At 63.9% G+C, this 25,564-nt stretch carries 28 protein-coding genes; 14 read left to right on the top strand and 14 right to left on the bottom strand.

The genetic code is table 11. The features are described 5' to 3' along the window. Positions 1-140: 140 nt before the first annotated feature. A complete protein-coding gene (locus ACZ2GY_RS15645; RefSeq protein ID WP_471672398.1) occupies positions 141-1,058 on the top strand; it encodes a DMT family transporter in 918 nt (305 codons plus the stop codon). Here the strand turns inward: ACZ2GY_RS15645 and ACZ2GY_RS15650 are convergent. The 6 genes from ACZ2GY_RS15650 to ACZ2GY_RS15675 all read right to left on the bottom strand — a co-directional run bounded on the left by ACZ2GY_RS15650 (position 1,055) and on the right by ACZ2GY_RS15675 (position 6,548). Then, complete coding sequence (locus ACZ2GY_RS15650; RefSeq protein ID WP_471672399.1) at positions 1,055-2,383, bottom strand: hemolysin family protein; 1,329 nt, start codon at positions 2,381-2,383, stop codon at positions 1,055-1,057. The genes ACZ2GY_RS15645 and ACZ2GY_RS15650 overlap by 4 nt on opposite strands. A 28-nt stretch (positions 2,384-2,411) precedes the next feature. Continuing rightward, positions 2,412-2,900 carry a hypothetical protein gene (locus ACZ2GY_RS15655; RefSeq protein ID WP_471672400.1) on the bottom strand — a complete coding sequence of 163 codons (489 nt, stop codon included), beginning with the start codon at positions 2,898-2,900 and terminating at the stop codon, positions 2,412-2,414. Between the two features lie 145 nt (positions 2,901-3,045). After that, positions 3,046-3,876, bottom strand: a complete 831-nt coding sequence (locus ACZ2GY_RS15660; RefSeq protein WP_471672401.1) for a DUF1206 domain-containing protein — start codon at positions 3,874-3,876, stop codon at positions 3,046-3,048. Positions 3,877-3,956: 80 nt separating this feature from the next. Then, positions 3,957-4,601, bottom strand: a complete 645-nt coding sequence (locus ACZ2GY_RS15665; RefSeq protein WP_471672402.1) for a dihydrofolate reductase family protein — start codon at positions 4,599-4,601, stop codon at positions 3,957-3,959. Continuing rightward, complete coding sequence (locus ACZ2GY_RS15670) at positions 4,598-5,695, bottom strand: PLP-dependent cysteine synthase family protein (RefSeq protein WP_471672403.1); 1,098 nt, start codon at positions 5,693-5,695, stop codon at positions 4,598-4,600. The genes ACZ2GY_RS15665 and ACZ2GY_RS15670 overlap by 4 nt, the downstream gene beginning before the upstream one ends. Before the next feature lie 82 nt (positions 5,696-5,777). Then, positions 5,778-6,548 (bottom strand): MerR family transcriptional regulator, encoded by a 771-nt coding sequence (locus ACZ2GY_RS15675; RefSeq protein WP_346027665.1) that lies wholly within the window; start codon positions 6,546-6,548, stop codon positions 5,778-5,780. A gap of 78 nt (positions 6,549-6,626) precedes the next feature. On the opposite strand from ACZ2GY_RS15675, the gene ACZ2GY_RS15680 reads away from it, so the two are divergent. The 7 genes from ACZ2GY_RS15680 to ACZ2GY_RS15710 all read left to right on the top strand — a co-directional run bounded on the left by ACZ2GY_RS15680 (position 6,627) and on the right by ACZ2GY_RS15710 (position 12,876). After that, entirely contained in the window at positions 6,627-7,106 is a 480-nt protein-coding gene (locus ACZ2GY_RS15680) for a nucleoside deaminase (RefSeq protein ID WP_346027666.1), read from the top strand. A 136-nt stretch (positions 7,107-7,242) separates the two neighbouring features. Continuing rightward, positions 7,243-8,358, top strand: a complete 1,116-nt coding sequence (locus ACZ2GY_RS15685; protein WP_277357479.1) for an AI-2E family transporter — start codon at positions 7,243-7,245, stop codon at positions 8,356-8,358. A gap of 13 nt (positions 8,359-8,371) precedes the next feature. Continuing rightward, a complete protein-coding gene (locus ACZ2GY_RS15690; RefSeq protein ID WP_471672404.1) occupies positions 8,372-9,703 on the top strand; it encodes an APC family permease in 1,332 nt (443 codons plus the stop codon). Between the two features lie 2 nt (positions 9,704-9,705). After that, complete coding sequence (locus ACZ2GY_RS15695) at positions 9,706-10,461, top strand: hypothetical protein (RefSeq protein WP_471672405.1); 756 nt, start codon at positions 9,706-9,708, stop codon at positions 10,459-10,461. Then, positions 10,458-12,092 (top strand): RecQ family ATP-dependent DNA helicase, encoded by a 1,635-nt coding sequence (locus ACZ2GY_RS15700; RefSeq protein ID WP_471672406.1) that lies wholly within the window; start codon positions 10,458-10,460, stop codon positions 12,090-12,092. The genes ACZ2GY_RS15695 and ACZ2GY_RS15700 overlap by 4 nt, the downstream gene beginning before the upstream one ends. A 108-nt stretch (positions 12,093-12,200) precedes the next feature. Continuing rightward, positions 12,201-12,404: a hypothetical protein gene (locus ACZ2GY_RS15705; RefSeq protein WP_056545214.1), complete on the top strand. Its 204-nt coding sequence runs from the start codon at positions 12,201-12,203 to the stop codon at positions 12,402-12,404. Positions 12,405-12,537: 133 nt separating this feature from the next. Next, the gene (locus tag ACZ2GY_RS15710) at positions 12,538-12,876 is read left to right on the top strand and encodes a hypothetical protein (protein WP_471672407.1); all 339 of its coding nucleotides are present in this window, start codon (positions 12,538-12,540) and stop codon (positions 12,874-12,876) included. Here the strand turns inward: ACZ2GY_RS15710 and ACZ2GY_RS15715 are convergent. Beyond that, positions 12,857-13,987, bottom strand: coding sequence for a winged helix DNA-binding domain-containing protein (locus tag ACZ2GY_RS15715; protein WP_471672408.1), 1,131 nt, complete (start codon positions 13,985-13,987; stop codon positions 12,857-12,859). The genes ACZ2GY_RS15710 and ACZ2GY_RS15715 overlap by 20 nt on opposite strands. Before the next feature lie 57 nt (positions 13,988-14,044). Here ACZ2GY_RS15715 and ACZ2GY_RS15720 point away from each other — a divergent pair, with 57 nt between their 5' ends. From ACZ2GY_RS15720 to ACZ2GY_RS15730, 3 genes are all read left to right on the top strand, one after another. Next, the gene (locus ACZ2GY_RS15720; RefSeq protein WP_471672409.1) at positions 14,045-14,707 is read left to right on the top strand and encodes an alpha/beta hydrolase family protein; all 663 of its coding nucleotides are present in this window, start codon (positions 14,045-14,047) and stop codon (positions 14,705-14,707) included. A 30-nt stretch (positions 14,708-14,737) separates the two neighbouring features. Further along, complete coding sequence (locus ACZ2GY_RS15725) at positions 14,738-15,484, top strand: alpha/beta hydrolase (protein WP_471672410.1); 747 nt, start codon at positions 14,738-14,740, stop codon at positions 15,482-15,484. 187 nt (positions 15,485-15,671) lie between these two features. Next, positions 15,672-15,848, top strand: coding sequence for a hypothetical protein (locus ACZ2GY_RS15730; protein ID WP_471673607.1), 177 nt, complete (start codon positions 15,672-15,674; stop codon positions 15,846-15,848). A 56-nt stretch (positions 15,849-15,904) separates the two neighbouring features. Here ACZ2GY_RS15730 and ACZ2GY_RS15735 read toward each other — a convergent pair whose 3' ends face one another. Then, positions 15,905-16,303 carry an ArsR/SmtB family transcription factor gene (locus ACZ2GY_RS15735; RefSeq protein WP_471672411.1) on the bottom strand — a complete coding sequence of 133 codons (399 nt, stop codon included), beginning with the start codon at positions 16,301-16,303 and terminating at the stop codon, positions 15,905-15,907. A 140-nt stretch (positions 16,304-16,443) separates the two neighbouring features. Then, positions 16,444-16,659 (bottom strand): hypothetical protein, encoded by a 216-nt coding sequence (locus ACZ2GY_RS15740; protein WP_471672412.1) that lies wholly within the window; start codon positions 16,657-16,659, stop codon positions 16,444-16,446. 289 nt (positions 16,660-16,948) lie between these two features. Here ACZ2GY_RS15740 and ACZ2GY_RS15745 point away from each other — a divergent pair, with 289 nt between their 5' ends. From ACZ2GY_RS15745 to ACZ2GY_RS15755, 3 genes are read left to right on the top strand one after another with little or no spacing between them, the layout of a single operon-like run. Beyond that, positions 16,949-17,494 carry a GNAT family N-acetyltransferase gene (locus ACZ2GY_RS15745; RefSeq protein WP_471672413.1) on the top strand — a complete coding sequence of 182 codons (546 nt, stop codon included), beginning with the start codon at positions 16,949-16,951 and terminating at the stop codon, positions 17,492-17,494. A 54-nt stretch (positions 17,495-17,548) separates the two neighbouring features. Next, entirely contained in the window at positions 17,549-18,820 is a 1,272-nt protein-coding gene (locus ACZ2GY_RS15750; RefSeq protein ID WP_471672414.1) for a 6-phospho-beta-glucosidase, read from the top strand. After that, positions 18,808-19,848 carry an N-acetylglucosamine kinase gene (locus ACZ2GY_RS15755; protein WP_471672415.1) on the top strand — a complete coding sequence of 347 codons (1,041 nt, stop codon included), beginning with the start codon at positions 18,808-18,810 and terminating at the stop codon, positions 19,846-19,848. Before ACZ2GY_RS15750 ends, ACZ2GY_RS15755 begins: the two co-directional genes overlap by 13 nt. Here ACZ2GY_RS15755 and ACZ2GY_RS15760 read toward each other — a convergent pair. Genes ACZ2GY_RS15760 through ACZ2GY_RS15780 form a run of 5 tightly spaced genes read right to left on the bottom strand, consistent with a single transcriptional unit; the run spans position 19,838 to position 25,520 of the window. After that, positions 19,838-20,914 (bottom strand): Gfo/Idh/MocA family protein, encoded by a 1,077-nt coding sequence (locus ACZ2GY_RS15760; RefSeq protein ID WP_471672416.1) that lies wholly within the window; start codon positions 20,912-20,914, stop codon positions 19,838-19,840. The genes ACZ2GY_RS15755 and ACZ2GY_RS15760 overlap by 11 nt on opposite strands. Before the next feature lie 16 nt (positions 20,915-20,930). Next, complete coding sequence (locus ACZ2GY_RS15765) at positions 20,931-21,950, bottom strand: LacI family DNA-binding transcriptional regulator (protein ID WP_428831011.1); 1,020 nt, start codon at positions 21,948-21,950, stop codon at positions 20,931-20,933. Between the two features lie 50 nt (positions 21,951-22,000). Then, positions 22,001-23,500: a GH1 family beta-glucosidase gene (locus ACZ2GY_RS15770; RefSeq protein ID WP_471672417.1), complete on the bottom strand. Its 1,500-nt coding sequence runs from the start codon at positions 23,498-23,500 to the stop codon at positions 22,001-22,003. Then, complete coding sequence (locus tag ACZ2GY_RS15775) at positions 23,500-24,399, bottom strand: carbohydrate ABC transporter permease (protein ID WP_277357503.1); 900 nt, start codon at positions 24,397-24,399, stop codon at positions 23,500-23,502. The genes ACZ2GY_RS15770 and ACZ2GY_RS15775 overlap by 1 nt, the downstream gene beginning before the upstream one ends. Continuing rightward, positions 24,396-25,520, bottom strand: coding sequence for a carbohydrate ABC transporter permease (locus ACZ2GY_RS15780; RefSeq protein WP_471672418.1), 1,125 nt, complete (start codon positions 25,518-25,520; stop codon positions 24,396-24,398). The genes ACZ2GY_RS15775 and ACZ2GY_RS15780 overlap by 4 nt, the downstream gene beginning before the upstream one ends. Positions 25,521-25,564 lie beyond the last annotated feature (44 nt).

The following is a 25,564-nucleotide window of genomic DNA, read 5'->3' on the forward strand; positions in this document are numbered from 1 at the left end:
GGCCTTCTCCTGTTCCTTGGGGTAGTTTGCGCAGTCATTGAGAATGGGGCCCGACGGCGGCTCGAGACCCCTTCTGCGGGAAGACACGCCGGGATTGTTTGCGTGGATAGGCTTATTCGCATGACGCCCAGCGAGCAGCAGTGACCCACCATCCGGGTGCCGGCATCGGCGCCGTGTTTGTCCTGATCGCGGCGGTGCTGTGGGGAACCACCGGCACCGTTGCCAGCTTCGCGCCAGGCGTCGGCCCGCTCGCTATCGGCGCGGCGGCAATGGGAATCGGCGGCCTGCTTCAGGCAGCCCTCGCCGGACCGGGGCTGGTCCGCGCCCGCCACGAATTACGACGGCGGTGGCCCACCATCGCGCTCGGCGGAGTCGCCGTAGCGGTGTACCCCCTCGCCTTCTACAGCTCCATGCGATTGGCCGGTGTTGCCGTGGGTACCGTCATTTCGATCGGCTCGGCGCCCATCGCGTCGGCGGTCATCGAACGCGTCATTGACGGGCACCGGTTGACGCGGCGCTGGGCGGTGGGTGCCGGCGTCGGGCTGGTGGGAGTAGTGCTGCTTACCTTCGTGGAGCCGGCGCAGGCGGCGGGTGCAGGCAACACCACTGCCGGGATTTTGCTGGGGCTGCTCGCCGGGGTCACGTACGCGCTGTACTCGTGGGCGGCACACCGGACTATGCAGCGGGGCGTGCGTTCCAGGGTTGCAATGGGTGCGATCTTCGGGGCGGGCGGTGTGTTGTTGATGCCGGTGCTTTTCCTCACCGGCGCGCCGTTGCTTGAGTCCTGGCACAACTTTGCCGTCGGCGCCTACATGGCGCTGGTGCCCATGTTCCTGGGCTACGTCTTCTTCGGGCTCGGCCTCGCGCGGGTCATGGCAAGCACGGCGACCACGCTGTCCTTGGCGGAACCGGTCGTGGCGGCGATGCTCGCCGTCGTCATTGTGGGTGAAAGGCTGCCGGCGGCAGGATGGATCGGCGTCGGACTCGTGATTGCGAGCCTTGCAGTCCTCACCGTGCCCGTGCGGCGCAATGTCCGCACAGCGGTTGGCGTTCCCTAGGAGCCCTCTGATGGACCGTTGGACTCGTCGGGCGCTTCACTACGGGTGACACGGACACGTTCGATCCGATGGCTCGCCATCTCCGCAGCTTCGAAACGCAGTCCCTCGATTTCTACGCTATCGCCGGTCTTCGGCATTCTGCCAAGCCGGTCAAGAACCAGGCCGGCAAGCGTCTCATATTGGCCGTCGTCGGGAAGGTCCACACCGATCTCCTCGGAAGCCTCTTCGATGATCAGACCGCCGTCCAGCACGACGCTGCCACCGTCACTGAGCGTGTGCCGCGCGGATGCGTCAACCTTCTCGTCGTCATACTCGTCATAGATTTCACCGACGAGTTCCTCGAGGAGGTCCTCAAGTGTGGCAATACCGTCAGTGCCTCCGTATTCATCGACGACGAGGGCTATGTGGTGCCCTCCTCCACGCATTTGGCTGAGTGTGGGCAGAATTCGGTTCGAACCCGGCACAGCGAGGATCGGCCGGGTAATCGACGCTATGGCATCACCGCCCGATCCTTCGTGGCTGAGGAGGTCGCGGATATGAATGAAACCAACGACGTCGTCGATGGACTCCCGGTACACCGGGTATCGCGTGTAGGGAAGGTCACGGATTGCCGCAGCAGCTTCACTTAACGGCATGGTCTCAGCGAGGAATTCAACGTCAGTGCGCGGTCGCTTCACCTCGTCAATCAGGCGTTCTCCGACGCTGAAAGCGTCAGAGAGAATCTGACGGTGTTCCCTCCGCAGATCCGGGGTCTCCTGAACCAGCTGCCGCAGTTCCGCGGCGGTGTACTCCTCGGTGGTGGCATTCGGATCCCCGCCGACGAGCTTTACGACGAAGTTGGTGGACACCGAGAGCAGCCAGATCACGGGGCGCATCACTCGCGCGAACATGTTGAGCGGAGGCGCCAGGACCCTCGTGAAGCCGACGGCGCGCTGCATGGCCAGTCGTTTGGGAGCGAGCTCACCCAGGACGAGGGACAGGTAGGCGATGACCAGGGTCATCAGAATCAGGGCAACCGTGTCGGCAGTGCCGTCCGGTATGCCGATGTTGATGAGCAGCGGCGCGAGATCGGGGGCAAGAGTCGAGGCGCCGTAGGCCGACGAGAAAAATCCTGCAAGCGTGACGCCGATCTGCACGGCGGAGAGAAAAAGATTCGGGTTGCGAACCAGTTTGGCTGTCCTCATGCCGCTGGGCCCGGACTCCTCGATGCGCTTGATCTGGCCCTCGCGAAGATTGACGATGGCCATCTCGGTGCCTGCGAAAACGCCGCCTATCAGCACGAAAACGAGAACCAGCAGGGCATTCAGGAGAGTGTCGGTATCCACAACGCCACTCTATCCGTGGCGACTCGGCCTACTTCGGTTGTTCAGCCACAGCGAAGATGTACTCCACGCCGGCGGCAGCGGCCGGGTCCCCACTGAAGGTGATGAAGTAGCCGGGCTCCGGCACAGACACGTTGAACCAGGTGGGCCCGCCGCACACGAAGCCGGTCATGCCCTCGCTGCGAGATTGAGTGGTGTAGGCAAATGTGAGCCGGTCCGTTCCGCGGCACTGGGCGTGGACGAGGTACTCGCCCACGGGAAGCTCGGTGTCCGGCCAACCGATGGTTCCCAGCGTGGTGGAATCACCCGCGCCTTCCTGGATGACGTCCGCGGGATCAAGTCCGAGATCCAACGGCGCCGTGGACGCATCGGGTGCACTCGCCACAACCTCGGTAGTGTCTTTCGATTCCTCGCCCACCGCGGCGGATATAGCCGAACACGAGCTAAGAATGAGCGCTGCCCCGCCCCACGCTGCCGCAGTGACTAATCGGGCAAGTGTGTGTCCCCCGGATTTCCCCATCCGCCAACCTTAACTGGAAGTTGCGCTAGCGAACAGAGTTACCTCGTCCAGGCGTCCAACCCCGGCAACTTTCGTGCAGATCCGGTGGCTTCCTACCCCTTCGAAGTCGCCGGACCTGCGCAAAAGTTCCAGAAACGCGTGGGGGCTACATCCGCCCGAACTTCGCCCGCACCAGCGCAAAAATGCCGTAGCAGATAAGACCCACGGCAATGAGGACCAGCAGCGCATCGCCGAAGGGATGGTCCGTCAGCGCTTTCAGGCTTCCATCGAGTCCGGTGGACCGGCTGGGGTCATGGGTGATCACGGCGGCGCCGAACAGGATGCCCACCAGGATGAGGGCAATCCCTTTCGCAACGTGCCCGATGACGCCCAGCACCTCGATGAGGGCCCCGCGGTGCGTGTCTTCGAAGTGCCGGAGCTCAGGCCGGAACTTGCGCGCGAGCCCCTTGAAGACAAAGTAGACACCAATGCCGAAGACGGTGCCGCCTACGGCAACGATCACGAAGACTCCGAAGGGCGAGCCCATCATCGCGGCGGTGAAATCGCGAGTGGATTCGCTCGAATCGACTTCGCCGCCGAAGGCGAACCGGGCGAAGGTGAAGGCCATGCTGCCGTAGATAATGCTCAGTGATCCGGAAGATATTGTCTTGGAGACCCGTTCCCCGGTGGGCAGGTGGCGGGCGCGCAGGGTCGCTTCGCTCAATTGCCAGGCGGCGAGTCCGAGGCACCCGATCGCGCAGGCCCACATGACCCACGGGCCGGACGTTCCACCAGCCAACTGTTCCAGCGCACCGGTCGGCTCAGCCTCGCCGCTTCCCCCGGACGCGATCTGCAAGGCAATGATGCCGATGAGGATATGGACGACGGCGAGAACCGCGAACCCGAAACGCGCGACGGCGTCGAGCACTGCATGATCCGACACCTCTTCTGCGGTGTCAGCGGCCTCCCGCGCCCGGGAGTTTTTATCCGTTGACATGCCACGCTCCTGTATTTCCCTGGTATTTCAGGGTACAACCGCGGGTGACGTTCGATGGGCGGACGTCCACGGGCCAGGGTTCAGCGCCGCCAGAACAGGTGATGGGTTACGCCGCTGGCGCTGGGAACGACGTCGACATGGAAGCGGTCCAGCAGGTCATCGGGCGATTCCCACAAGCGCGACCCGCCGCCGAGTTCAACCGGCGAGACAGCTACATGCAACGTATCCACGAGATCAGCGTCGAGAAACTCCCGGATGGTGGTCGCGCCGCCGCCCAGCCTGACGTCCTTGCCGTTGGCTGCCTTCCGCGCTTCAGCCAGCACCGTTGCCGGATCAGCGCCGGTGAAATGGAACGTGGTGTCGGAAAGGGCGAAGGATGGCCGCTCATGGTGGGTCATCACGAACACTGGAGTATGAAAGGGCGGTTCGTTACCCCACCAGCCCTGCCAGTCCTCGTTCTGCCACGGGCCACGGTGCGGACTGAATTTGTTCCTGCCCATGATCTCCGCTCCGATGTTGTTGCTGAAATCCCGGGTGAAGTAGTCATCGAGTCCGCGGGATCCGCCGGGATCGGTTCGGTTGGGCCAGCTTGCCGTTGCTCCTGCCCAGGCGAACATTGCGCCCGGGTCCGCGTGACCGAACGGCCTTTCCAGGCTCTGGTTCTCACCGGCTCCGAAGCCGTCGCTGGACACACCGAAATTCTGGACCCTCAACAGCTGGTTCACCTGACACTCCTCATCGTGGCAACCGGCCACTCCCCGGTTTCGAAAAAATCCTCCAGCAGCCCGAGCGCAGGCTCCGGATCCAGTCCGCGCGTCGCCAACCAGGCGTCGTCGTTATAGGAACACGCATAACGCTCACCCGAGTCGCAGAGAAGGGAAACGATACTCCCCTGCTGACCCGCTGCCTTCAGTTCGGCGACGAGCTTCCACACTCCCCACAGGTTGGTCCCGGTAGACGGGCCGGCCGAAATCCCCGTCCAGGCACGAAGGTGCCGGGAAGCGGCAACAGAGGCGGCATCGGGGACCTGGATCATCGCGTCAATCACCGAGGGTACGAAACTCGGCTCAGGCCGGGGACGGCCAATCCCCTCGATCCGCGACGGCTTCCCGACAGCGGCGACCCCTTCCGCCCAGGTGGGATAGAAAGCCGAGTTTTCCGGGTCCACCACGGCAAGCCGCGTGGGATAGCGGTTGTAGCGGAGGTACCTGCCGATGGTGGCGCTGGTTCCACCGGTTCCTGCGCCGACCACTACCCACTCGGGGACAGGGAACCTCTCGTGTTCCATCTGCCGGAAAATCGATTCGGCGATGTTGTTGTTGCCGCGCCAGTCCGTGGCACGTTCCGCGTAGGTGAACTGGTCCATGTAATGGCCGCCGGTCTCCGCCGCAATGCGCTCGGCTGCCGCATACACTTCCGAGGCCCCGTCAACAAAGGAGCACGTTCCGCCATACTGCTCAATCAGCGCGATCTTCTCGGGACTGGTGGAACGGGTCATCACCGCAACAAACGGCAGCCCGAGCAGCTGCGCAAAGTACGCCTCGGAAACTGCAGTGGATCCACTGGACGCCTCAACAATGGTGGCGCCCTCCCGGATCCAGCCGTTCACGAGTCCGAAAAGGAAGAGCGACCGGGCGAGGCGGTGCTTCAGGCTTCCCGTCCGGTGCGTCGACTCGTCCTTGAGGTAAACGTCAATCCCCCAGCTCTGGGGCAGGGGCAGCGCAAGCAGGTGGGTGTCAGCGGACCGGTTGCCCTCGGCCTCGATGCGCCGGATGGCCTCATCCGACCATGCGCGGTCAGCGGCAGCGGAAATCGTCATATCTGCACCTTACGGATTCACACCGACAAAGGAACAACGGACGACGACGCCACGATGGGTGCCGCCGTCGTCGTCTCTGCCGCTAGAGGTGGCGGCCGGCGAAGATCTTCAGCGCGTCGCGTACCAACTCCGCGCCCTTCCGGCCGCCGTAGTTCGCGCCGAAGCGGTCATCGGCGACGTACATGTCACCGAGTCCGGTGACGTACTCCTTCGAGGGCCCGTTGCCCGAGGACCCGCTGCCCGACGACGGCGGGCCGGGCACGCCGGCAAGCCACTCGTAGTGCCGCCGCGCCAACTCCTGCGCCTCAGCGCTGTCAGCCGCGACACCCTGCTCCGCAGCGGATGTCCAGTCAGCGCCGAGCTGCGCCGACCGGGCCTTCCAACCGGCTCGCTCAGCATCACTCATGCCGGTCCACCAGCGGTCCCCCGAGGCATAGGCCTCCTTGCCCCACCGCTGCTCCACCTCGTCCTTGTACTGCGTGTGGTCGAAGCCGTTGAACATGTTCTCAGCCATCAGTTGTCCACCTCCTTCCAGTTGTTTAATGGTCAGCGAGACCGACGCGATCTGCCGCGCCAGCCGCTCCTGTTCCTGCCTCAGTAGCTCCAGGTGCTTGTGCAGCGCATGGGCAGGCTCCGCTTCCCTGTCCAGTACCTCCGCGATCGCAGGAAGCCCCAGCCCGAGGTCGCGCAGCAGGAGGATCCGCTGCAGCCGGACCAGGGCGCCGTCGTCGTAATAGCGGTAGCCGTTGCTGCCCACCCTGGACGGCGGCAGCAGGCCCAGCCGGTCGTAATGCCGCAGGGTGCGGCTGGTGGTCCCGACCAGCCGCGCGACGTCCTGAATCGACCTGTCCATATGCTCCTCCGTGCGCCTTTCCCTCACCGTATAGGTTGACGCTGCGTCAAGGTCAATGGCCGGGTGTAGGGTTCGGGAATGAGCATTGGAGAGGAACAGTTCATTGCCCGCGCCATCGATCTTGCAATCCGGAATGTGCACGACGGCGGCGGTCCCTTTGGAGCTGTCATCGTCACCGGTGATGGGCGTCCGTTTGACGGAACCAACCGCGTGACCGCGAATAATGACCCCACTGCCCATGCCGAAGTGATGGCCATCCGCAACGCCTGTTCATCGCTCGGAACCTTTGATTTGAGCGGGTGCGTGCTCTACACGAGCTGCGAACCGTGCCCCCTGTGCCTGTCCGCCGCGCTCTGGGCCCGCGTTGACGGAATTGTGTACGCGGCAGACCGGCACGATGCTGCAAGGGCCGGCTTCGACGACGCCCGCTTCCACGATTTCTTCACTCAACCTGTGGAGGAACGGTCCATGCAGGTCCGGCAGCTTGTCCTTCCGGACTCCTCCGGTGCCAACCCCTTCCGCGCCTGGGCCGAGCTGGCCAACCGCATCGAGTACTGACCCCGCTTCACCTGCTGCGGACGTGCGGACCTACCGCTGCCGCAGCACCGCGCTGACGTCCCTCCAGAAATTACACAGTATGCTTAGCATTTAGTTGCCCGCAGCACATCGAATACTTCCGGGGAAGGGGAAACCTATGGCCGGCTCCCGCTTGCACAGCACCAGATCAAGCCCCTGGACGGACGGTCTCGGCCGGACCGCCTCCCGGTCAGCGCAGATTCTGCTGATTCTGACCCTTGCGGTGGTGGCCATCTACGGGCTGCTCCAAATCCGGCTGCTCGTGATTCCGGTCATCATTGCGCTGATCCTCGCAGCCGCCATCGGGCCGTTCGTCAATCTGCTGCGCCGGCGCGGAGTGCCCGGCGCACTCGCCACGGCCATCGCCTTCCTTGCCCTGCTGATCGCCATCTCCGGCGTCATCACCATCATCGTTTTCTCGGTCCGCAGCCAGGCCGATGAGCTGATTGCCGCGGCCACCGAAGGCCTGGACGAACTGCAGGCCTTCCTGACCAGCGGACCCTTCCCTATTTCGCCGGAACAGCTCGACCAGGCGCGCACCGCGATCATCGATTTCGCCACCAGCGCCCAGTTCCGCTCAGGCGCAATCTCCGGTGTTTCCGTGGTGGCTGAATTCCTCACCGGCGCCACCCTGATGGCCGTGATTCTCTTCTTTTTCCTGAAGGACGGCAAGAAGATCTGGGAGTTTTTCCTCCGACCCTTCAAGGGCGAGCGCGAGCAGAAATTGCGCCGTTCAGGCGCCCGCACCCTGGAGGTACTCGGCAGCTACGTCCGCGGAACGGCAATCGTCGCGCTCGTTGACGCGGTGGCCATCGGCATCGCGCTGCTCATCCTCGGCGTACCGCTGGCCCTGCCGCTGGCCATGATCGTGTTCATCGGTGCGTTCATCCCGCTGGTGGGGGCTACCCTCGCCGGCGTGCTGGCTGCCCTCGTTGCGCTGGTGGCCAACGGGCCGATTGTCGCGCTCATCGTGGTCGGCGTCGTCGTCGCGGTCAACCAGTTGGAAGGCGATCTCCTGCAGCCCATCGTGATGGGGAAGTCACTGCGACTCCATGCACTGGTGATTCTGCTCGCGCTGACAGCAGGAACCATCCTCGCCGGCATCATCGGTGCTGTGCTGTCCGTTCCGATCGCAGCCGTCACCTGGGCCGTCCTGCAGGTGTGGACCGATGAGGATCCAAGAATGGAACCGCTGAACCCGGACCTGCCTCCCGCAGGCTCCGAACCAATCTGAGGAGGGGGAGAGAATGACCACAGAAACAGCTCCATCGAAACTTCGCCAGGGCATCTCCGGCAAGCTGCTCTACCTGTTCATCCTCGGCGACGTGCTCGGTGCCGGCATCTATGCACTGGTGGGTGTCATCGCTGCCGAGGTCGGCGGAGCGATCTGGGTGCCGCTGATCGTTGCACTCGCGCTGGCCCTCCTCACCGCCGGGTCCTACGCGGAGCTGGTCACCAAGTACCCCAAGGCGGGCGGAGCTGCAGTCTTCGCGCAGCGGGCGTACAAAACCCCCTTCATCTCCTTCGTCGTGGGATTCTGCATGCTCGCCGCAGGCGTGACCAGCGCGGCCGGGCTCACCCTCGCATTCACGGGTGATTACCTCTCCGCCTTCATCGCCGTTCCACCCGGCTGGGCGGCAGTGGTGTTCCTCGCGCTGCTGGCACTGTTGAATGCGCGCGGCATCAAGGAATCCGTGCGCTCCAACGTGGTCATGACGGTCATCGAAGTGTCCGGGTTGGTGCTCGTGATCGTCCTGGCTGCCGTATTCCTCGGCCAGGGCGGCGGCAACCCCGAGCAGATTTCCCAGTTCCCGACCAACGCCAACCCTGCCGTTGCCGTCTTGGGAGCGTCCCTCATCGCCTACTACTCGTTCGTGGGCTTCGAGGTCTCCGCTAATGTCGCCGAGGAAGTGCAGAACCCCGCACGCGTCTACCCGAAAGCCCTGTTCGGTGCCCTCGCGACGGCGGGCGCCATCTACCTGCTGATCGGACTGGTGTCCGCTGCCGCGCTACCCGCCGAAGACCTGGCCGGCTCCACCGCACCCCTGCTCGACGTGGTCACGGCCACGGGCTTCGGGATCCCGCCGTGGCTGTTCAGCCTGATCGCCCTCGTAGCCGTTGCAAACGGTGCTCTGCTGACCATGATCATGGCGAGCCGGTTGACTTTCGGCATGGCCGAGGAAGGTCTCCTTCCTCCGGTGCTCGGCAAGGTTCTGCCCAACCGGCGCACGCCGTGGGTAGCAATTATTGCGACGACGGCGGTTGCCATGGTCCTGACCCTCACCGGCGACCTCGCCTCGCTGGCCGAGACGGTGGTGCTGCTGCTCCTGTTCGTCTTCATCAGCACGAACATCGCGGTACTGGTACTCCGCCGGGACCGGGTCGAGCACAAACACTTCCGCATTCCGACGGTGATTCCCTACCTCGGCGTTGCCTCGTGCGTCCTTCTTCTCACCCAGCAGTCAGCGGAGATCTGGCTGCGGGCGGCGATTCTGGTGGGTGTCGGCGTCGTGCTGTATTTCATCAGTGCGGTGGTGACCAAACGCAGCCACCGTAAGCCCCAGGCGGAAGCTGGATAGTCATGACCTTCACCGCGGCCCTGATCGCTTCGCTGGTCATCGCACTCGTACTGGCGGCACTGCACCTCGCCGCCCCGCGCATCCGGAAGCTGCCGTTGGTTCCGGAGAGCGTGACCGGTTCCTTCGCGGGAGGACTCGCCGTTGCGTACGTCTTCCTCCACCTGCTCCCGGAAATCGCGGAGGGTAACGAGGCGATCGGCGAGCTGCTCGAGGACACCATCGAGGTCACGCCGCTGTTTGACCTGGGGATCTTCGTCGTTGCGCTTGCCGGCTTCACCCTGTTCTACGGGCTGGACCGGCTGGCAACCTCGCGGCGGACCAGCAAACGGCCGGATTCCGCCGGCGTCTACTGGCTGCACCTCGGAGCGTTCGCGTTCTACAACGCGCTGATCACGTACACGATGGCGCTGCGCGTCGAAACGGGGTACCTCTTCGCAATCCTGTTCGCCATCGCCATGGGCCTGCACTTTGTGCTCACGGACCGGCACCTCGAGGAGAACTATCCGCACCGCTTTGCTGCCAGCGGCCGGGTGGTTCTGGCGGGCGCGCTCCTTCTCGGCTGGCTGCTGTCAGCCCTGTTTGCGCCGACCAGCACGGTTGTCGTCGCCATTCTGACCGCCCTGCTGGGAGGCTCTGTGCTCTTGAACGTCTTCAAAGAGGAACTGCCGTCAAACCGCGGCTCGAGTTTTCCCTGGTTCCTTGCGGGTATGGTGATCTACTCAGTGCTGCTTGCCCTCATTACAGCGGCCGCCGAATGAGCAGAAAATTCGAAGCCACCGCGCGGGAGCACTTTGGCTGGGACTCGCTCCTTCCCGGACAGCGCAAGGCGCTGGAGGCAGCCGACGGCGGCCGGAACCTCCTCTGCGTCCTTCCCACCGGTTACGGAAAGTCCGCCATCTATCAGGTGGCTGCAATGGCAGCGCCGGGTGTCGCCGTCGTTGTTTCGCCGTTGATCGCCCTCCAGCGTGACCAGGCGGAGGCCATCAATGAGACACTCGGCGAAATCCGCGCCTACGTCCTGAACTCCACCGCGACGGACAGCGAGATCGATGAGGCATGGGCAGCCGCAGAAGATCCGGACGAGGAGCGCCGCGCCAAGTTCCTGTTCCTGGCGCCGGAGCAGCTGGCGCGCGAGGAAACAGCGGCCCGGCTGACGGCGCTGGACGTGTCCTTCCTGGTGATCGACGAGGCGCACTGCGTCTCCGCGTGGGGGCATGATTTCCGGCCCGACTACCTCCAGCTCGGCTCGCTGGTGGAGCGTCTTAAACGGCCGGTCATCGCGCTGACGGCCACCGCCTCTCCCCCGATGCGGCAGGAGATTCAGGAGCGGCTGAAGTTGACGGACGCCGTCGTGATCGCTGAGGGCTTCGACCGGCCGAATCTCCACCTCAGCGTGCAGCAGCACGAGTCCGACCGCGACAAGCAGCGCGCAGTATTGGAGCAGGCGGCCTCCCTTGAGGGGCAGGGCCTGCTCTATGCCGCCACCCGGAAGCAGACGGAGCAGTACGCACAGGAGTTGCGGGGTGCGGGAGTGCGCGCTGACGCCTACCACTCCGGGCGGAAGAAGTCCGAGCGGACCGCGCTGCATGAAGCCTTCCACGCCGGTGAGCTGGACGTCATGGTGGCAACAACGGCATTCGGGATGGGCATCGACAAGCCGGACGTGCGGTTCGTGGTGCACGCGGACATTCCCGATTCCCTCGACAGCTACTACCAGGAGGCGGGGCGTGCCGGGCGGGACGGCGAGCCGGCCGCCGTCGTGCTTCACTACCGTCCTGAGGATCTTGGGATCCGCCGGTTCTTTGCTGCGAAGAATGTGCAGGAGGACGGCCTTCGTCAGCTGTTCGCCGCACTGCGGGCAGCGGAAAGCGCACTCGATGCCGCCGGAATCCGGGAAGTGACCGGGCTGACCCAGCGCAAGCTCTCCGGACTCCTGAACCAGCTGGTTGAGGTGGGAGCGCTTCGTGAGCGTTCCGGGAAGTACCGCGCGGTGGCAACGGATGCCGGGCAGGTCATTGCCGATGTCGTCGAGCATCAGAAGCGGCGGCAGGAAGTGGACCGTTCACGTGTGGAAATGGCGCGGCAGTACGCGGAGTACCGCGGTTGCAGGCGGAAGTTCCTGCTCGGATACTTCGGCGAGGAGCACGAGGGCCTGTGCGGTGCGTGCGACAACTGCGATTCCGGACGGTCGGCGGAGCACACTGACGACGACGGCGAGAAGCACCTCTTCCCGCTGCAGAGCACCGTGCGGCATGGCGAGTGGGGCGAGGGCGTCGTGATGGGATACGAGAACGATGTGATCACGGTCCTGTTCGGGGAGCACGGTTACAAATCGCTGTCTGTGCCGCTGGTGGAGGAGAAGGACCTGCTGACTGCGGTGCGGTCCTGAAGGTACTGGTGTGCGTGTGAACAGCGCGTTCCGTCATACGATCTCGCGCAACGCTCAACAGCATGGTTACACTTCGACAGAGAACCGTAATGAGCGCGAAAGTGACCCATGGAAACCAACCACAAGATTTCCCCCGAAGACCCATTCCCAGAAGACTTGACCGTGCTGGATGATGTCGAGGTCGAGGTACTCAACAGCAGAATTCACCGCGAGCTCGAGGCTGAGTATGCAGAAGGCCTCCCGGAGCCGGAAACCGAGGCGCGTCTTGAGGAGGTCAACCTGGAGTTGAACCGGCGCGAGCAGGAGAACTAACCCCTTCATCGGGAACACGTCCGGACTGGACAGGCTGCTGGCCTGCCTGGTCCGGACATGTTCTTTTAACCGGGGTGACTTAATCGAAAATATGTTCTACTTTTAAACCCGGCACTGAAGAAGGTGAAGGGTAATGACGGCGCAGCATGTAGACGAGGTTCAGCCCGGGTCGCGGTCGCTCAATGAGGAGGCAGACGTCCGCTTCACGTCCCGCGGGGAGCCGCTCGCGCTTCGTTGGAGGGCGGGCATCTGGCAGGTTCTGGGTGACCCGATGCACTGGACAAGCTCCCGAAACTGGTGGGAGCCGGGCCCTTCGGGAATCATGGGCCAGGGCAGCATCATGACACAGCAGTACTGGCGGTTCCGGGCACAAACGGGGCCGGCGTCACCCATCTTTGTCTTCGACGTCTGCCGGGATCCGCGCTGGGAGGGCTGGAGACTGGTCCGGGTGACTAACCTCGGGTCCGGTTGAGTTCTCGCGGCTTTCTGGCGTGCGGCTCATCGGCAAGAAAATGCTCATAAGCAGTGCTGGCGCCGTCGAACGCTTCGGTGCCGCTGATTGCGGACTCGGCAAACGGGGCAATGTCCGCCGTGTTGTCCCGCGGATTTCTCCGCCAGGTTCCTACGGCGCGGCCGTCCAGCAGAAGTGCCGGCTTGAACACCCCGTTCTTGGCCAGCTGGATGCGGGAGGCGTACTCGGGCGGAAGTGATGGCGCGCGGTCCTGGTAGCCAAGGATGTACTCGTCATACCCAGCCAGCAGGAGCCCGCCTCCGGCCATCGGGTCCGGCTCGGTTACGCCGGCCAGCGCCCAGTAGCTCGCGCCGTCGTAGACGTACTCCACCAGCTCGCTGCGCGCCTGAGCCAGGCCAACTTTCGCGTCAGCGAGAGTGAGCTTTGACCACCAGGTGAAGTCCTGCAGACGTGCCGGGCCGTGCCCGGTGAAGTACCGGAGGGCGAACCACCGCAGAGCCTCTTCCCGATCCGGCCGCGGGCTGTCATCAGGAGCCCAATCATCAAGCAGCACCAGCGCCTGCTGGGACCGGTCCGGTGGCCCCCAGCAGACCAGTTGCGTCTGTGCCAGATACCAGATGATGTGGTAACCCCGTTGCCCGCTGGTGGAGAGCCCTGACCTGTCGAGGGTATCCAGAAACTCGTCCCGACTAAGCGCCATACCGCCCGCGAGCGCCTCACTGGCTACATCCCGGGCCCGGTGGAGTGTGCGCTGGTCAAGGTCGAGTTCCGCCAGACGCCGCGACGCCGACTTGATCATCCGCTCCGCCGTCAGTCCGAGCATCCAGCGGAGGTCAGCCGGCCGCACAAAGTGGAGTGTGCCGCGCACCGGCGCAGACCGCACCACGTCCGCACTATCGAGGACAGCGAGGACTCGTTGCCGAGTGGAACCATTGACTCGCGAGCCGACCGCCCAGAGCGCCTGGCCGAAGTCCTGCGCCTGGACTGCGAGCATCCTGTCGACCACGCCGGCCGGGCCGGGCAATCCTGATGATGGTCGGCCGTCGCTCACGGGGAAGTGGTGCGCGAGCCGGAGCTGCAGCAACTGGTCCCGGGTGATCGGAGTTCCCATGGCATCAGTATGCGTTGATCGGCACCCGCACAGGTGGACCTGCGGCATGATGGGCAGATGTCCTCCTCCGAGCACTTCACCCTGCGCGTTGACGATGCTGACTTCTCCTGCACCTACGAACAGCCGGACACTCCGACGGCAACCGTGATCATCGCCCACGGTGCCGGTGCGGGCATGGACCACCCTTTCCTCCTCGGCTTCAGCAATGCCGTGAACAACGCCGGCTTTGCCACCTTGCGCTTCAATTTTCCCTATATGGAGCAGGGTCGGCGATTCCCGGACCGCCCTCCGAAGGCGATCGCTGCCTGGCGGGAAGTGATGGCGCATGCGCAGGAGCGCACGCGGGAGGGACCGGTGTGGGCGTGTGGGAAGTCCTTCGGCGGCCGAATGGCGTCCATGGCAGCAGCGGAGGGGATGGACGCCGCCGGGCTGATCTTTCTCGGTTATCCGTTGCACCCGCCGGGAAAACCGGAGAAGGTCCGCGACGAACACCTGGTCCACATTCACATGCCGATGCTCTTCCTGCAGGGAAGCAACGACGCGTTCGCGCGGAAGGAGCTCTTGAATCGGGTGGTCGCAAAGCTCGGCGACCGGGCAACGCTGCAGTACGTGCCCGACGCCGATCACTCCTTCGCGGTCAAGGGCACCAAGCGCAGCCCTTTGGAGATTGGTGCATCGCTGGCTCCCGCGGCGGCGTCATTTATTGCGCGGAGTGGCTGAGCCCGTATCCCCACTGGGTACGGTGAACCTATGCCGAGCCCCTCTCCCGCAAACCTGACAGTAATCCCAGCCGTGGATGGTGCCGATGTTCGCGCTCCTGCGGTCCTCGTGCTTCCGGGAGGCGGCTACGGCAAGACATCTGACCATGAGGGGGAGCCCGTTGCCGAATGGCTCGCAGGGCTCGGCATCCACGCATTCGTCCTTCAATACCGGGTTGCACCTCATCAACATCCTGCGCCGCTGATCGACGCCAAGGAAGCGATGCTCTGGATTCGGGGCGGGGATCACGGTATCGCCGTGGACGGCGGGCGGGTAGGAGTGCTGGGGTTCTCAGCCGGTGGACACCTTGCCGCCACGCTCTCGACAGCTACGTCCGCGAAGACTCCAGCGCTTGACGTCCCCTCCGCCGTCCCCGACCTGTCGATCCTCTGCTACCCGGTGGTGTCTTTTACCGATGCTGTGCATCAGGGAAGCATCGATAACCTCCTGGGCCGCTCGCCGTCGTCGGATCTGCTGCGAAAAATGTCACCGGAGTTGAACGTTACCGACGCAACGCCTCCGGCGTTCCTCTGGCACACGGCCGACGACGGCGCGGTGCCCGTGGAGAATACCTTCGCCTATGCACGTGCGCTGATCGAGCACTGCGTGCCAGCCGAGGTCCACGTCTTCCCTCACGGCTCACACGGGCTGGGATTGGCCGGCGGTGAACCGGGCCCCGATCAGTGGACAGCGCTGTGCGGGAACTGGCTGTCGCGGCAGGGCTGGACCAACCGCTAGAGCCTCAAACCTTGGGAAAAGGTTGGAGGAGTGTGTCCTCCGGCGTCACAGGACTTTCTTATATTACGAATTAATGAAATCCTAAAGTCATCAGGCGCGCTGATGCGCCTCTGCGCCGGAGGAGGAAATCGTGGCCGGTAACTTCGAAATTTTCAGGGACGCCGACAAGCTGTACCGCTTTCGCCTCATGGATGAGCGAGGCGGCATTCTCGTAACCTCAGCCGGGTACGGACACAAAGGTGACGTGGTAACAGCCATAACCGCCGTCCGTGAGCATGCCGCCATGGGACACATCCAGGATTGCTCCGACCCTGCCGCACGGGCGCGGCAAGTGCGGCAAGTGCGGCGTCGCGCTAACGCTTAGTCTCGCATCGTAGCGAGTCTCGCTTCGGCGCGAGTCTCGCTACGGTGCGAGTCTCGCTACGGCGTGGGAGCGGACTGCTGGGATTCCCTGGCTTCGACGGATTCCCGCGCAACCCACTCCGAAGTCCGCAACTGCTGCTGCGTAGACTCAAGGACCTCACCTAACAGCATCTTCGCCGTCGCCAGCAGGTCGGCGACACGCGGATAGGCCAAGCTGTAAAAGACTTGGCTGCCGCGCCGCTCGGACACAACAAGGTGGTGCGTCCGCAGCACGGAAAGGTGCTGGGAAAGGCGGGATGCTTCAACGCCCATATCCGCCATAAGATCCGTCACTGAGACGTCCCGCGACGCGGAGAGTATTTCAAGAACGCGCACGCGTACGGGATGCGCCATGCCTTTGAACAGGTTCGCCTTCACCTCATAGAGGGGCCGGTGCGCTCCTGGAAATGCCTCCAAGAAAACCATCATCCTTTGCGAACATGGACCGGGACGATCACAGGATGACAGCCGGTTCAAAGAAGTGCCTCGCGGCGATCGCCTGGGCAGTTGAGGACTTCATCATACCGTCATGTGCTACTCACCGGTAGCTTTTCCTGTCAGACGGATTCTTCTCCCACTGGTCCGCGCGGATAATCATCCTCACCGTAAACCGCCTGCGCCTGTTCGACGACGTCCGCCTCGTTAGCTTCGCGGGCCTCCGCCTCAAGCGGCTGCTCGCTCACGTCCTCGACGGAATCCTCACCAACTACTTGTTGCTGCTCAATTCGGTCGGCATCATTTGCCGTCAACGGCTCATTGTCTTCGATCGACATGTCTGGCTCCTCCTCGCTCAGTTCCTCCCCTGCTCCTGTTGGGAGGAATCAGTAGGAAATCAATTCGACGAGTTCGCCGACCCGGTCCTCAGGGTAGTTGCGGTCTCGTGCGGTTGTCATGATCAGTCCCCTTTCCTGTGTTCTTTTGATGAGTGGAACAGGTCCGGCACGATGGAAGGGGCCCGTGCGTACGATCATAAGCACGCTTGCTATCTTTGTGAAGAGGTGCCGGTGGTGCCCGCGGCTACGCTGAAACAGGTCCGACAAGCTCAGGCAAGGAGTGCCAGACGTGCAGAACAGTACAGGCGCAGTCCTCCGGCGCTGGACGCCCGACGACGCCGGCGCCCTCCACCGCGCCGTAGCCTGCAGCGATGACTTACGCATCCAATTCGGGCAGCAGGATCTCGCTACCCACGACGCCTGCAGACGGTACATCGAAAACCAGCTGGCAGTCGAAAGCGCTTCAGCCCGCCATTTCGCAGTAGCGGTCGACGGCGTAGCGGTCGGTGATGTCGGCATCAGCTCAATGGAGTTCAATCACGGCACGGCCTGGGTCTCCTACTGGATGAGCGCCGAGTTCCGCGGACGGGGACTCATCACCAGAGGTCTCGCGGCGGCGTCGGAATGGGCATTTTCCGAAAGCCTCTTCCGGTTGGAGCTGGGGCACCGGGTCAATAACCCTGCCTCGTGCCGGGTGGCAACGCGCGCCGGATTCCAGGCGGAGGGAGTTGAGCGCTCGAAACTGCGTTACGGTGTTGAACGCTACGACGTGGAGACGCACGCCCGCCTGGCAACTGACAGTTCACCGGATGATATCGAGCCGCTTCCCCGGTGAACTCAATGCGAGGATTGAGTTCAGAAGCTCGCGCATCGCATGGAAGGGATGACCATGAAAGTTGCTGTTGTTGGGGGCGGGTCGACCTATACGCCCGAGCTCGTGGATGGCTTCGCCCGCCTCCGGGAGATGCTGCCCATCGAAGAGCTCTGGCTGGTTGATCCCGACGGTTCGAGGCTCGAGCTGGTATCAGGTCTTTCCCGCCGCATCTTCTCCAGGGCGGGACATTCCGGCAAGATTCGGACCACTTCCAGCGTCGAAGAGGGGGTCAGCGACGCCGACGTCGTTCTCCTGCAATTGCGCATCGGCGGGCAGGCCGCACGCCATGGCGACGAGACGTTTCCCCATGAAGCCTGCTGTGTGGGGCAGGAGACCACCGGCCCCGGCGGGTTCGCCAAGGCGCTGCGGACCGTGCCTGTGGTACTTCAAATCGCTGAAATCATCCGCGAGAAGGCGAAGCCGAATGCTTGGATCATCGATTTCACCAACCCGGTCGGGATAGTGACGCGCGCACTCCTCCAGGCCGGGCACCGGGCCGTGGGGCTGTGCAACGTGGCCATCGGTTTCCAGCGTCGGTTCGCAGCGCTCCTCGACGCTGATTACAGCAACGTTTCCCTGAATCATGTGGGTCTCAATCACCTCACCTGGGAACTGGGCGTCAACCTGAAAACGGATGGCGGCTCCGTGAACGTCCTCCCCCGAATCCTCGGAGAACATCTCGAGGAAGTGGCGCGGGAGGTGCAGCTACCACCCGCCTTGTTGTCCCTGCAGCAGGCTGTGCCGTCCTACTACTTGCGGTACTTCTACGTCCACGACGAGGTGCTCCGGGACCAGCTGAGCCAGCCATCCCGGGCGCAGGCTGTCATGGAGGTTGAGGATGCGTTGCTGAGAAAGTACGCGGACCCGGCGCTGGACATCAAACCGGAGGAACTGTCCCTGAGGGGCGGCGCCTTCTATTCCGAAGCAGCGGTTGACCTCATGTCGTCGCTGATCTCGGGGCGGGGCGATGTTCAGGTTGTCAATGTCCGCAATGACGGCACGCTGCCTTTCCTGCCGGACGATCACGTGATCGAGGTCCCTGCCGTCATTCAGTCCGGTGGGTTGGCTGTGCCTCCGATCGGCACGCTGCCGGAGGAGATAGCCGGGTTGATCAGCCACGTGGCGTCCTACGAGCGGCTGGCCCTCGACGCCGCACTGCACGGCGGTAGGGAGCGGGTGCTCAAGGCGATGCTCGCCCATCCGCTGGTTGGCCAGTTCGACAAGGCGGAGAAGCTCACCGATGCACTGCTTGCCGCCAACCGTGAGCACCTGGCGTGGGCCCGTTGAACCAGCCCGGCTGCCCTGTTGTTATAGCGGTTGACGGCGGCGGTTCGAAGACGGACCTTGCAGTGCTCTCGGTTGAGGGCGAGGTGGTCTTTCACGCGCGTGGCGGTGGCGCGAATCCCCAGACGGTAGGCCTCGACGCATCTGTCGCGGTGGTCCGGGCGCTTGCTGCCGAGGCGATGGCGGTTATCGGGAACCGGCCGCTGCTGCAGACAAACGTCTATCTCGCCGGTATGGACCTCCCGGTCGAGATTGAGAAATTCTCCTCGGCCATCGCCGAAGATGACTGGGCGGGAGGAGCAGGCGGTAGACGAGCGTTCGTCGACAATGACCTCTTTGCCCTCCTCAGGGCCGGAACCGACAGCCCGGATGCCGTCGCGGTTGTCTGTGGAACCGGAATCAACGCAGTGGGAGTGAGAGCTGACGGCCGGACGGCACGATTTCCCGCGCTTGGCCTCCTGTCCGGAGACTGGGGCGGCGGAGGGGACCTCGGCGCGGCTGCACTGTGGCACGCGGCCAGGTCAGAAGACGGCAGGGGACCACGGACATCCTTGACCGAACTGGTTCCGGCGGCCTTCAACCTGCCCTCCGTGCGCGAAGTCATCGAAGCCATCCACCTCGGGAAAATCCCCGCGCGATCGGTTGCGGACCTCACTCCCGTTTTGTTCACAGCTTCGACGGCCGGGGATGACGTCGCCGCATCAGTGGTTGACCGCCAAGCCGATGAGATCGTTGTCCTGGCGGTCACTGCGCTTCGACGTCTCGATCTGCTGGACGCTCCGGTGCCGGTCGTTCTGGGCGGAGGGGTCCTCGCTGCGAATGACAGCCGGCTCCTCACCAGGATCAGGTCAGGTCTGGAGGAGCAGGCACCCCGCACCCACCTGCATTTGGTGCCCGCTCCCCCGATCGTGGGAGCGGGCATTCTGGCGCTCGAAGTGGCCGGTGCGGAGGCGGATGCATTGGCCCGCGCACGGTCAGCTCTCGATAGCCGCTCCATTCCGCTCCAGCGAAACGTGCGAACTACACCGTGACCTGGTCGCTCCCGTACCGGATGCCGACCTGCCCGCGCACGTCGTCGAGAAGCTCCATTGTGGCAACCGAGTCAGCCCACGGCATGGTGGGGCTTTCAGTCAGTCCGTCCTGGATGCACCGGGTGACTTCGCGCAGCTGGTACACATAATTGCTTCCCACCTGGCCGAAGGATTCGACGCGGGATCGTCCGTCCGTCGTCGTAATGGTGAGGTCGGAAGGATTGCACTGTGGGGTGGAGGCAGTCAGCCAGCCTGCGTTTCCGCTCACCGTAGCGGTGCCGGGACAGGCGGCAACGATCGAGGTGATCAGTTGGGCGTTCGCCCCGTTCTCATAGGAAAGCGTCAGGGCGTTCCGCATGTCCACGCCGTCGTCAGTGAGGGTTGCTTGCGCCGCGACGCCGGTAGGAACCCCCAGCGCTCCGAGCGCCCACGTCAGCGGGTAGACCGCAAGATCCAACAGCGCGCCGCCGCCGGCAGCCGGATCCCAGAGGCGGGAGTTCCGGTCGTAAGCGGACACGAAACCCAGGTCCGCCTGGACCCACTGGACCTCTCCCAGCTCCCCCGAGGCAATGATGTCCCACGCCCGGTTGATGCTCGGCAGGAAGCGCGTCCAGACCGCTTCCATCAGGAAGACGCCGTTGGCCGCTGCGACGTCGGCGAGCGCCCGGGCTTCCGCAGCGTTGACGGTGAAAGGCTTCTCGCACAGGACGTGCTTGCCCGCGGTCAGCGCCGCTTCTGCCACCTCGCGGTGCTGGCTATGCGGCGTGGCAACGTAGACCACGTCCACATCCGGGTCATTGAACAATTGCTGATAACCGCTCACGCCATTCGTGTCGGAGTAGCTGGTCGCGAGGCCGAAGTCGGCGGCGAAGCCGGCAGCATTCGCTTCACTGCGTGAGCTCACCGCGTGCAGCACTGAGTCTTCCAGCAACGCCAGGTCTGCAGTAACCCGTCGGGCTATGGTGCCCGGGGCCACGACTCCCCAGCGCACGTTCTTCCCGGTGGCTTTCAGCGGGTCAGCTCCGGGCTCAGCGCAGGGCGGAACGGGCAGGATGTGTTGGCGCATGGGTTTCCTTGGAAGGTTAGGCGGAGTCCCTGACCACCAGCGAGGTGGGCAGCAGGTTCACGCGGTCCGCCGGCTCCCCCTCGATCAGTGCGAGGAGGATCTCGGCCATCCGGTGTCCCATTTCGACGATGGGGTGGTGAATGGTAGTCAGGGCGGGCGTTACGGAGGTGGCAAAGGAGTCATCATCGAAGCCGACGACGGCGATATCCGCCGGGATGCGTATGTTCCGGTCGGTGAGCACCGAGCAGGCACCGGCCGCCATCTGGTCGTTGGCCGCAAAGAGCCCGTCGATCCGTTGCCCGCGGTCCAGGAGCCGCCGCATCGCCTCCCTGCCGGAGGCCTGCGTGAAGTCGCCGACTTCCACCAGCGAGGTGTCCAGCCGAGCTGATCGCAGGGCAGTCTCCCAGCCGCGCAGCCGGTCGATCCCCGGGTACATGTCCTGCGGACCGGCGATGGTGGCGATGGAGGTGCGTCCGGCGTCAACCAGGTGTTGTGCGGCGCGTGCCGCAGCGGCCTGGTTGTTCACCTCGACGTAGTAGCTGTCACCCTCACCCCGGAAAGGACGTCCCGCGAAGACCACGGGGAGCGAATCGCTGATTCTCGTCCAAGAGTGGTCCCCGCTGTGGTGAGAGACCACCAGCGCACCGTCAACGTTCCCGCCCAACAGGTAGCTTCTGGTCTTTTCAGGCCTTGCTTCAGAGGAGACGATCAGGTTCAGCGTGTACTTCGTCTCCACCAGCGTTTGCGCGATGCTTTCCACCAGGGTGGCGAAGAACGGGTCGGCAAACACTTTCGAGGTGGACTCCGGAACCACCACTGCAACCGAGTTGGTGCGCCTGCTCGCAAGCGAACGGGCAGCGCGGTTGGGAATGTAGTTCAGTGTGGAGATGGCGCTCTGGACGGACTTCACAATGTCCGGGTCAACGTTCGGTGCATCGTTGACCACCCGGGACACCGTTGATCGTGAGACGCCGGCCAGCGCGGCCACCATTTCGAGGGTCGGCGCGGGCCGCGACCGGCTTGCGTCTGTCTTCACAATCATCTCCGTGCATGGTGCTGGAACCTGTGGGTCCAGTCTAGGTTGGCTCAGGCTCCTGACGGCGTGAGCACCTGCACCCTCGACTGTTCCACCTCCCCATTGGCCCTCGCGGAGCTGATCAGCTGCCGGTAGGCGTGGCCGCTGTCCTTGATGGTCCGTTCAAAGGAGTTGTAATCCACCCGGACAATCCCGAAGCGCTTGCCGTAGCCCCACGACCATTCGAAGTTGTCGAGCAGGGACCAGACGAAGTAGCCGCGGACGTCCGCGCCGGCATCGATTGCCTCACCGACGGCGGCAATGTGGTCGAGTACGAACGCGGTTCGCTCGGTATCATGCACCGCGCCGTCGCTGCTGACGGCGTCGTCGTAGGCTGCACCGTTCTCCGTCACGTACAGCGGTGGGAGGGTGGGGTACTCCTCGCCGAGGCGGACCAGCAGTTTCCGGAGCCCGTCCGGGTTCACTTCCCAGTTCATCGCCGTGCGCGGCAGGCCGCGGCTGGGGAAGGCGATGTCCTCGGAGCCGATCCAGCATGAGGACGTCTTGCGGGTGGTGCCGCCGGAGTGGCCGTCGCCGCCCCCGGTCGGGTGACCGCTGATGAGGTCGTCGTGGTAGTGGTTGACGCCAAGGAAGTCGATCGGCGTTCCGATGATTTCCAGGTCACCGAACTGGATGACGTCCCGGATGCCGAACTGCTCGAGGTCCGCGAGGGTGTCTTCGGGGTACTCCCCGCGCAGGATCGGGTCGAGGAAGATCCGGTTCTGCAGGGAATCGAACCGGCGCGCGGCATCGAGGTCAATGGGGTCCGTTGGGTCCTTCGGGATCGAGTTGCTCAGGTTCAGCGTGATGCCGATCTGCTCGGCCCCCCGAGAGCGCAGGGTGTTGACAGCGAGGCCGTGCGCGAGGTGCTGGTGGTGAATAGCGGCAACGGCAGCACTCGGTTCCTGCCGGCCCGGCGCATGCACTCCGGCAGCGTACCCAAGCAGGGAGGAGCAGAAGGGTTCGTTGAAGGTCGTCCAGTGCTGCACCCGGTCGCCCAGCGCCGAATAGACGTCGTTCGCGTAGTCCACAAAGCGGTACGCGGTGTCCCGGTTGGCCCAGCCGCCCTTCTCCTCAAGGGCCTGCGGCAGGTCCCAGTGGTAGAGGGTCAGCCAGGGGAGGATCCCGGCGTCGAGCAGTTCATCCACCAACCGGGAGTAGAAGTCCAGGCCTTCCGGGTTTGGCCCACGGTCCCCCGGCCGGACGCGCGCCCAGCTGGTGGAGAACCGATAGGAGCCCAGCCCGAGCTCCTTCATGATGCGGACGTCTTCGGGCATGCGGTCATAGTGCTGGACCGCGTCCTTCAGGGTGTCGCCGTGGGCAATAGCCCCGGGTACACGGGCGAAGGCGTCCCAGACGGAATCTTCCTTACCGCCCTGATGGCTTGCTCCTTCAACCTGCGCTGCTGCGGTGGCTGATCCCCAGAGGAACCCCTCCGGCCAGGTTCTGGTCGCGCTTCCTGACACGGGTTCACCGCTGATGGGTAGGGGGCGGGTTGCGTCGAGTGGCATTAGCCTTTCACTGCTCCTTGCATGATTCCTGAAATGAGTTGTCGGCCTGCGATGACGAAGAGCACCAGCAGGGGAAGTGTCGCGAGAACCGCACCGGTAAGCACGATCGAGTAATCGACGTACCGGGCGGCCTGCAGTTGGCTCAGCGCCGTCTGCAGGGTGGGGTTGCCGGCGTCGAGCACCAGCAATGGCCAGAGGAAATCCGTCCAGGCGGTCATGAAGGTGAAGAGCCCAAGAATCGCCATGGCCGGCCGCGCGGCGGGAAGCGCCACGTGCCAGAACGTGGAGATCATGGATGCCCCGTCCATGCGCGCGGATTCGATCAGCTCATCGGGAATGACGTCCACCAGGTACTGACGCATGAAGAACACACCGAACGCCGTCACCAGCGTGGGGATGACGACGGCGCCTATCTCGCCGGTCCAGCCCAGGGTCCGCATCATCATGAACAGAGGGATGATGCCCAACTGGGTGGGGATCGCCATGGTGGCGATCACCGCGACCATCAGACCGTTGCGCCCCTTGAAGCGAAGCTTTGCGAAGGAGTAGCCGGCAAGGGTCGAGAAGGACACCACCGAAACGGTGATGATTCCCGAGATCAGGACGCTGTTGCCCAGCGCCAGCCAGAACGGGATGGTGTCCAAGACTTCGCCGGCGTTGCTCCAGAAGTTGCCGCCGGGCAGGAGCGGCGGCCAGGTTCCGGCGAGTGCCGAATTGGACCGGCTGCCGATGATGACGGACCACCACAGCGGGTACGCCGAGGCGAGGAAGAAGGCAAACAGCAACCCGTAGGTCAGGAACCCGGGACGGTACCCGTTGCCGAGCAGCTTTCTCCGCAGAGCCGGCGGGCGCGTACCTTTCTTGCGATCGGTGGTCTGCGTCCTGTCGATGACGGTCATTTTCCACTCCTTGTGGTCGCGTCGTCTGTGCTGGCTGGGTTTCCAGCCGCTGATTCCCCCGACGGTGCCGGCGGCTGCGTTCCGACGGCAGGGAGTACGACGGCGGGAGCCGAGGACTTCTTCCTGCGCCGGCTGAGTGCCCCGCGGCGAGAGCCGCGTTCGTCTCCCGTGGTTGCAATGCGGCGCGAGATCAGCCAGTTCACGATGCCGAACAGGACGATGATGAGGAACAGGAGCCACGCGATGGTCGCAGCCTTGCCGAAGTTCTGGCGCTGGAACGCCATTTCCCACAGGTAGAGGACGGTGGTCTGGAACTGACGTGCGGTTCCACCGGCGCTCCTGGGATCGTAGAGCTTGGGTTCGGTGAAGATCTGCAGGCCACCGATGGTTGCGGTGATGACCACGAAGATCATGGTGGGGCGGATGCTCGGCAGGGTGATGCTGAAGAAGCAGCGGAATGGCCCGGCGCCGTCAATGGCGGCGGATTCATAGATGTCCCGCGGCACGGCCTGCATGGCTGCGAGGAGAATCAGGGCGTTGTAGCCGGTCCAGCGCCAGTTCACCATGGTGGCAATGGCGATGTGGCTGGGCAGGGTCTCGTTCATCCACATGATCCGGTCAATGCCCATGCTCGCCAGAATGTTGTTGATGAGCCCGTACTGCTCGCCGAACATGTTCGCGAAGATCATGGCAACCGCTACCGGAGTAACGATGTAGGGGAGCAGGATGCTCATGCGCCAGAACGTCTTGGCCCGCAGATTCTGGTCCAGGACGGCCGCAATGGCGGTTGCGACCACCAGTTGCGGGATGGTGGAGAGCAGGAAGATGCTCACGGTGTTGAACAGTGAGTTCCAGAAGAACCTGTCCTGCAGTACCTCGACGAAGTTCTGCAGTCCCACAAACTCGCCCTGACCCTTCAACAGATGCCAGTCGAAGAGGGAGACAACAAAGGTGTAGCCGAGGGGGAACAGCCCCACGAGCCCGAACAGGAGAAAGAACGGGGCTATATAGAGGTACGGCGACGCCTTCACATCGAAAACATTCAGGCGCTGGCGGAAGGTCGGTGCGGTCTTGCTGGCAGCGGGAGTCCCGGCTGCCGGTCGATTCAGTGTCGTGGTCATGACGATTCCAGTCCATGAGGGGGCCTCCGGTACTCCGGAGGCCC

It is taken from the genome of Arthrobacter sp. KKT183 (assembly GCF_055657625.1).

Coding starts and splice junctions, on each gene's coding strand:
- ACZ2GY_RS15655 (WP_471672400.1), bottom strand. CDS start 2,900: ATGGGGAAATCCGGGGGACACACACTTGCCCGATTAGTCACTGCGGCA.
- ACZ2GY_RS15660 (WP_471672401.1), bottom strand. CDS start 3,876: ATGTCAACGGATAAAAACTCCCGGGCGCGGGAGGCCGCTGACACCGCA.
- ACZ2GY_RS15670 (WP_471672403.1), bottom strand. CDS start 5,695: ATGACGATTTCCGCTGCCGCTGACCGCGCATGGTCGGATGAGGCCATC.
- ACZ2GY_RS15675 (WP_346027665.1), bottom strand. CDS start 6,548: ATGGACAGGTCGATTCAGGACGTCGCGCGGCTGGTCGGGACCACCAGC.
- ACZ2GY_RS15680 (WP_346027666.1), top strand. CDS start 6,627: ATGAGCATTGGAGAGGAACAGTTCATTGCCCGCGCCATCGATCTTGCA.
- ACZ2GY_RS15685 (WP_277357479.1), top strand. CDS start 7,243: ATGGCCGGCTCCCGCTTGCACAGCACCAGATCAAGCCCCTGGACGGAC.
- ACZ2GY_RS15690 (WP_471672404.1), top strand. CDS start 8,372: ATGACCACAGAAACAGCTCCATCGAAACTTCGCCAGGGCATCTCCGGC.
- ACZ2GY_RS15695 (WP_471672405.1), top strand. CDS start 9,706: ATGACCTTCACCGCGGCCCTGATCGCTTCGCTGGTCATCGCACTCGTA.
- ACZ2GY_RS15700 (WP_471672406.1), top strand. CDS start 10,458: ATGAGCAGAAAATTCGAAGCCACCGCGCGGGAGCACTTTGGCTGGGAC.
- ACZ2GY_RS15705 (WP_056545214.1), top strand. CDS start 12,201: ATGGAAACCAACCACAAGATTTCCCCCGAAGACCCATTCCCAGAAGAC.
- ACZ2GY_RS15710 (WP_471672407.1), top strand. CDS start 12,538: ATGACGGCGCAGCATGTAGACGAGGTTCAGCCCGGGTCGCGGTCGCTC.
- ACZ2GY_RS15715 (WP_471672408.1), bottom strand. CDS start 13,987: ATGGGAACTCCGATCACCCGGGACCAGTTGCTGCAGCTCCGGCTCGCG.
- ACZ2GY_RS15720 (WP_471672409.1), top strand. CDS start 14,045: ATGTCCTCCTCCGAGCACTTCACCCTGCGCGTTGACGATGCTGACTTC.
- ACZ2GY_RS15725 (WP_471672410.1), top strand. CDS start 14,738: ATGCCGAGCCCCTCTCCCGCAAACCTGACAGTAATCCCAGCCGTGGAT.
- ACZ2GY_RS15730 (WP_471673607.1), top strand. CDS start 15,672: ATGGATGAGCGAGGCGGCATTCTCGTAACCTCAGCCGGGTACGGACAC.
- ACZ2GY_RS15740 (WP_471672412.1), bottom strand. CDS start 16,659: ATGTCGATCGAAGACAATGAGCCGTTGACGGCAAATGATGCCGACCGA.
- ACZ2GY_RS15750 (WP_471672414.1), top strand. CDS start 17,549: ATGAAAGTTGCTGTTGTTGGGGGCGGGTCGACCTATACGCCCGAGCTC.
- ACZ2GY_RS15760 (WP_471672416.1), bottom strand. CDS start 20,914: ATGCGCCAACACATCCTGCCCGTTCCGCCCTGCGCTGAGCCCGGAGCT.
- ACZ2GY_RS15770 (WP_471672417.1), bottom strand. CDS start 23,500: ATGCCACTCGACGCAACCCGCCCCCTACCCATCAGCGGTGAACCCGTG.
- ACZ2GY_RS15775 (WP_277357503.1), bottom strand. CDS start 24,399: ATGACCGTCATCGACAGGACGCAGACCACCGATCGCAAGAAAGGTACG.
- ACZ2GY_RS15780 (WP_471672418.1), bottom strand. CDS start 25,520: ATGACCACGACACTGAATCGACCGGCAGCCGGGACTCCCGCTGCCAGC.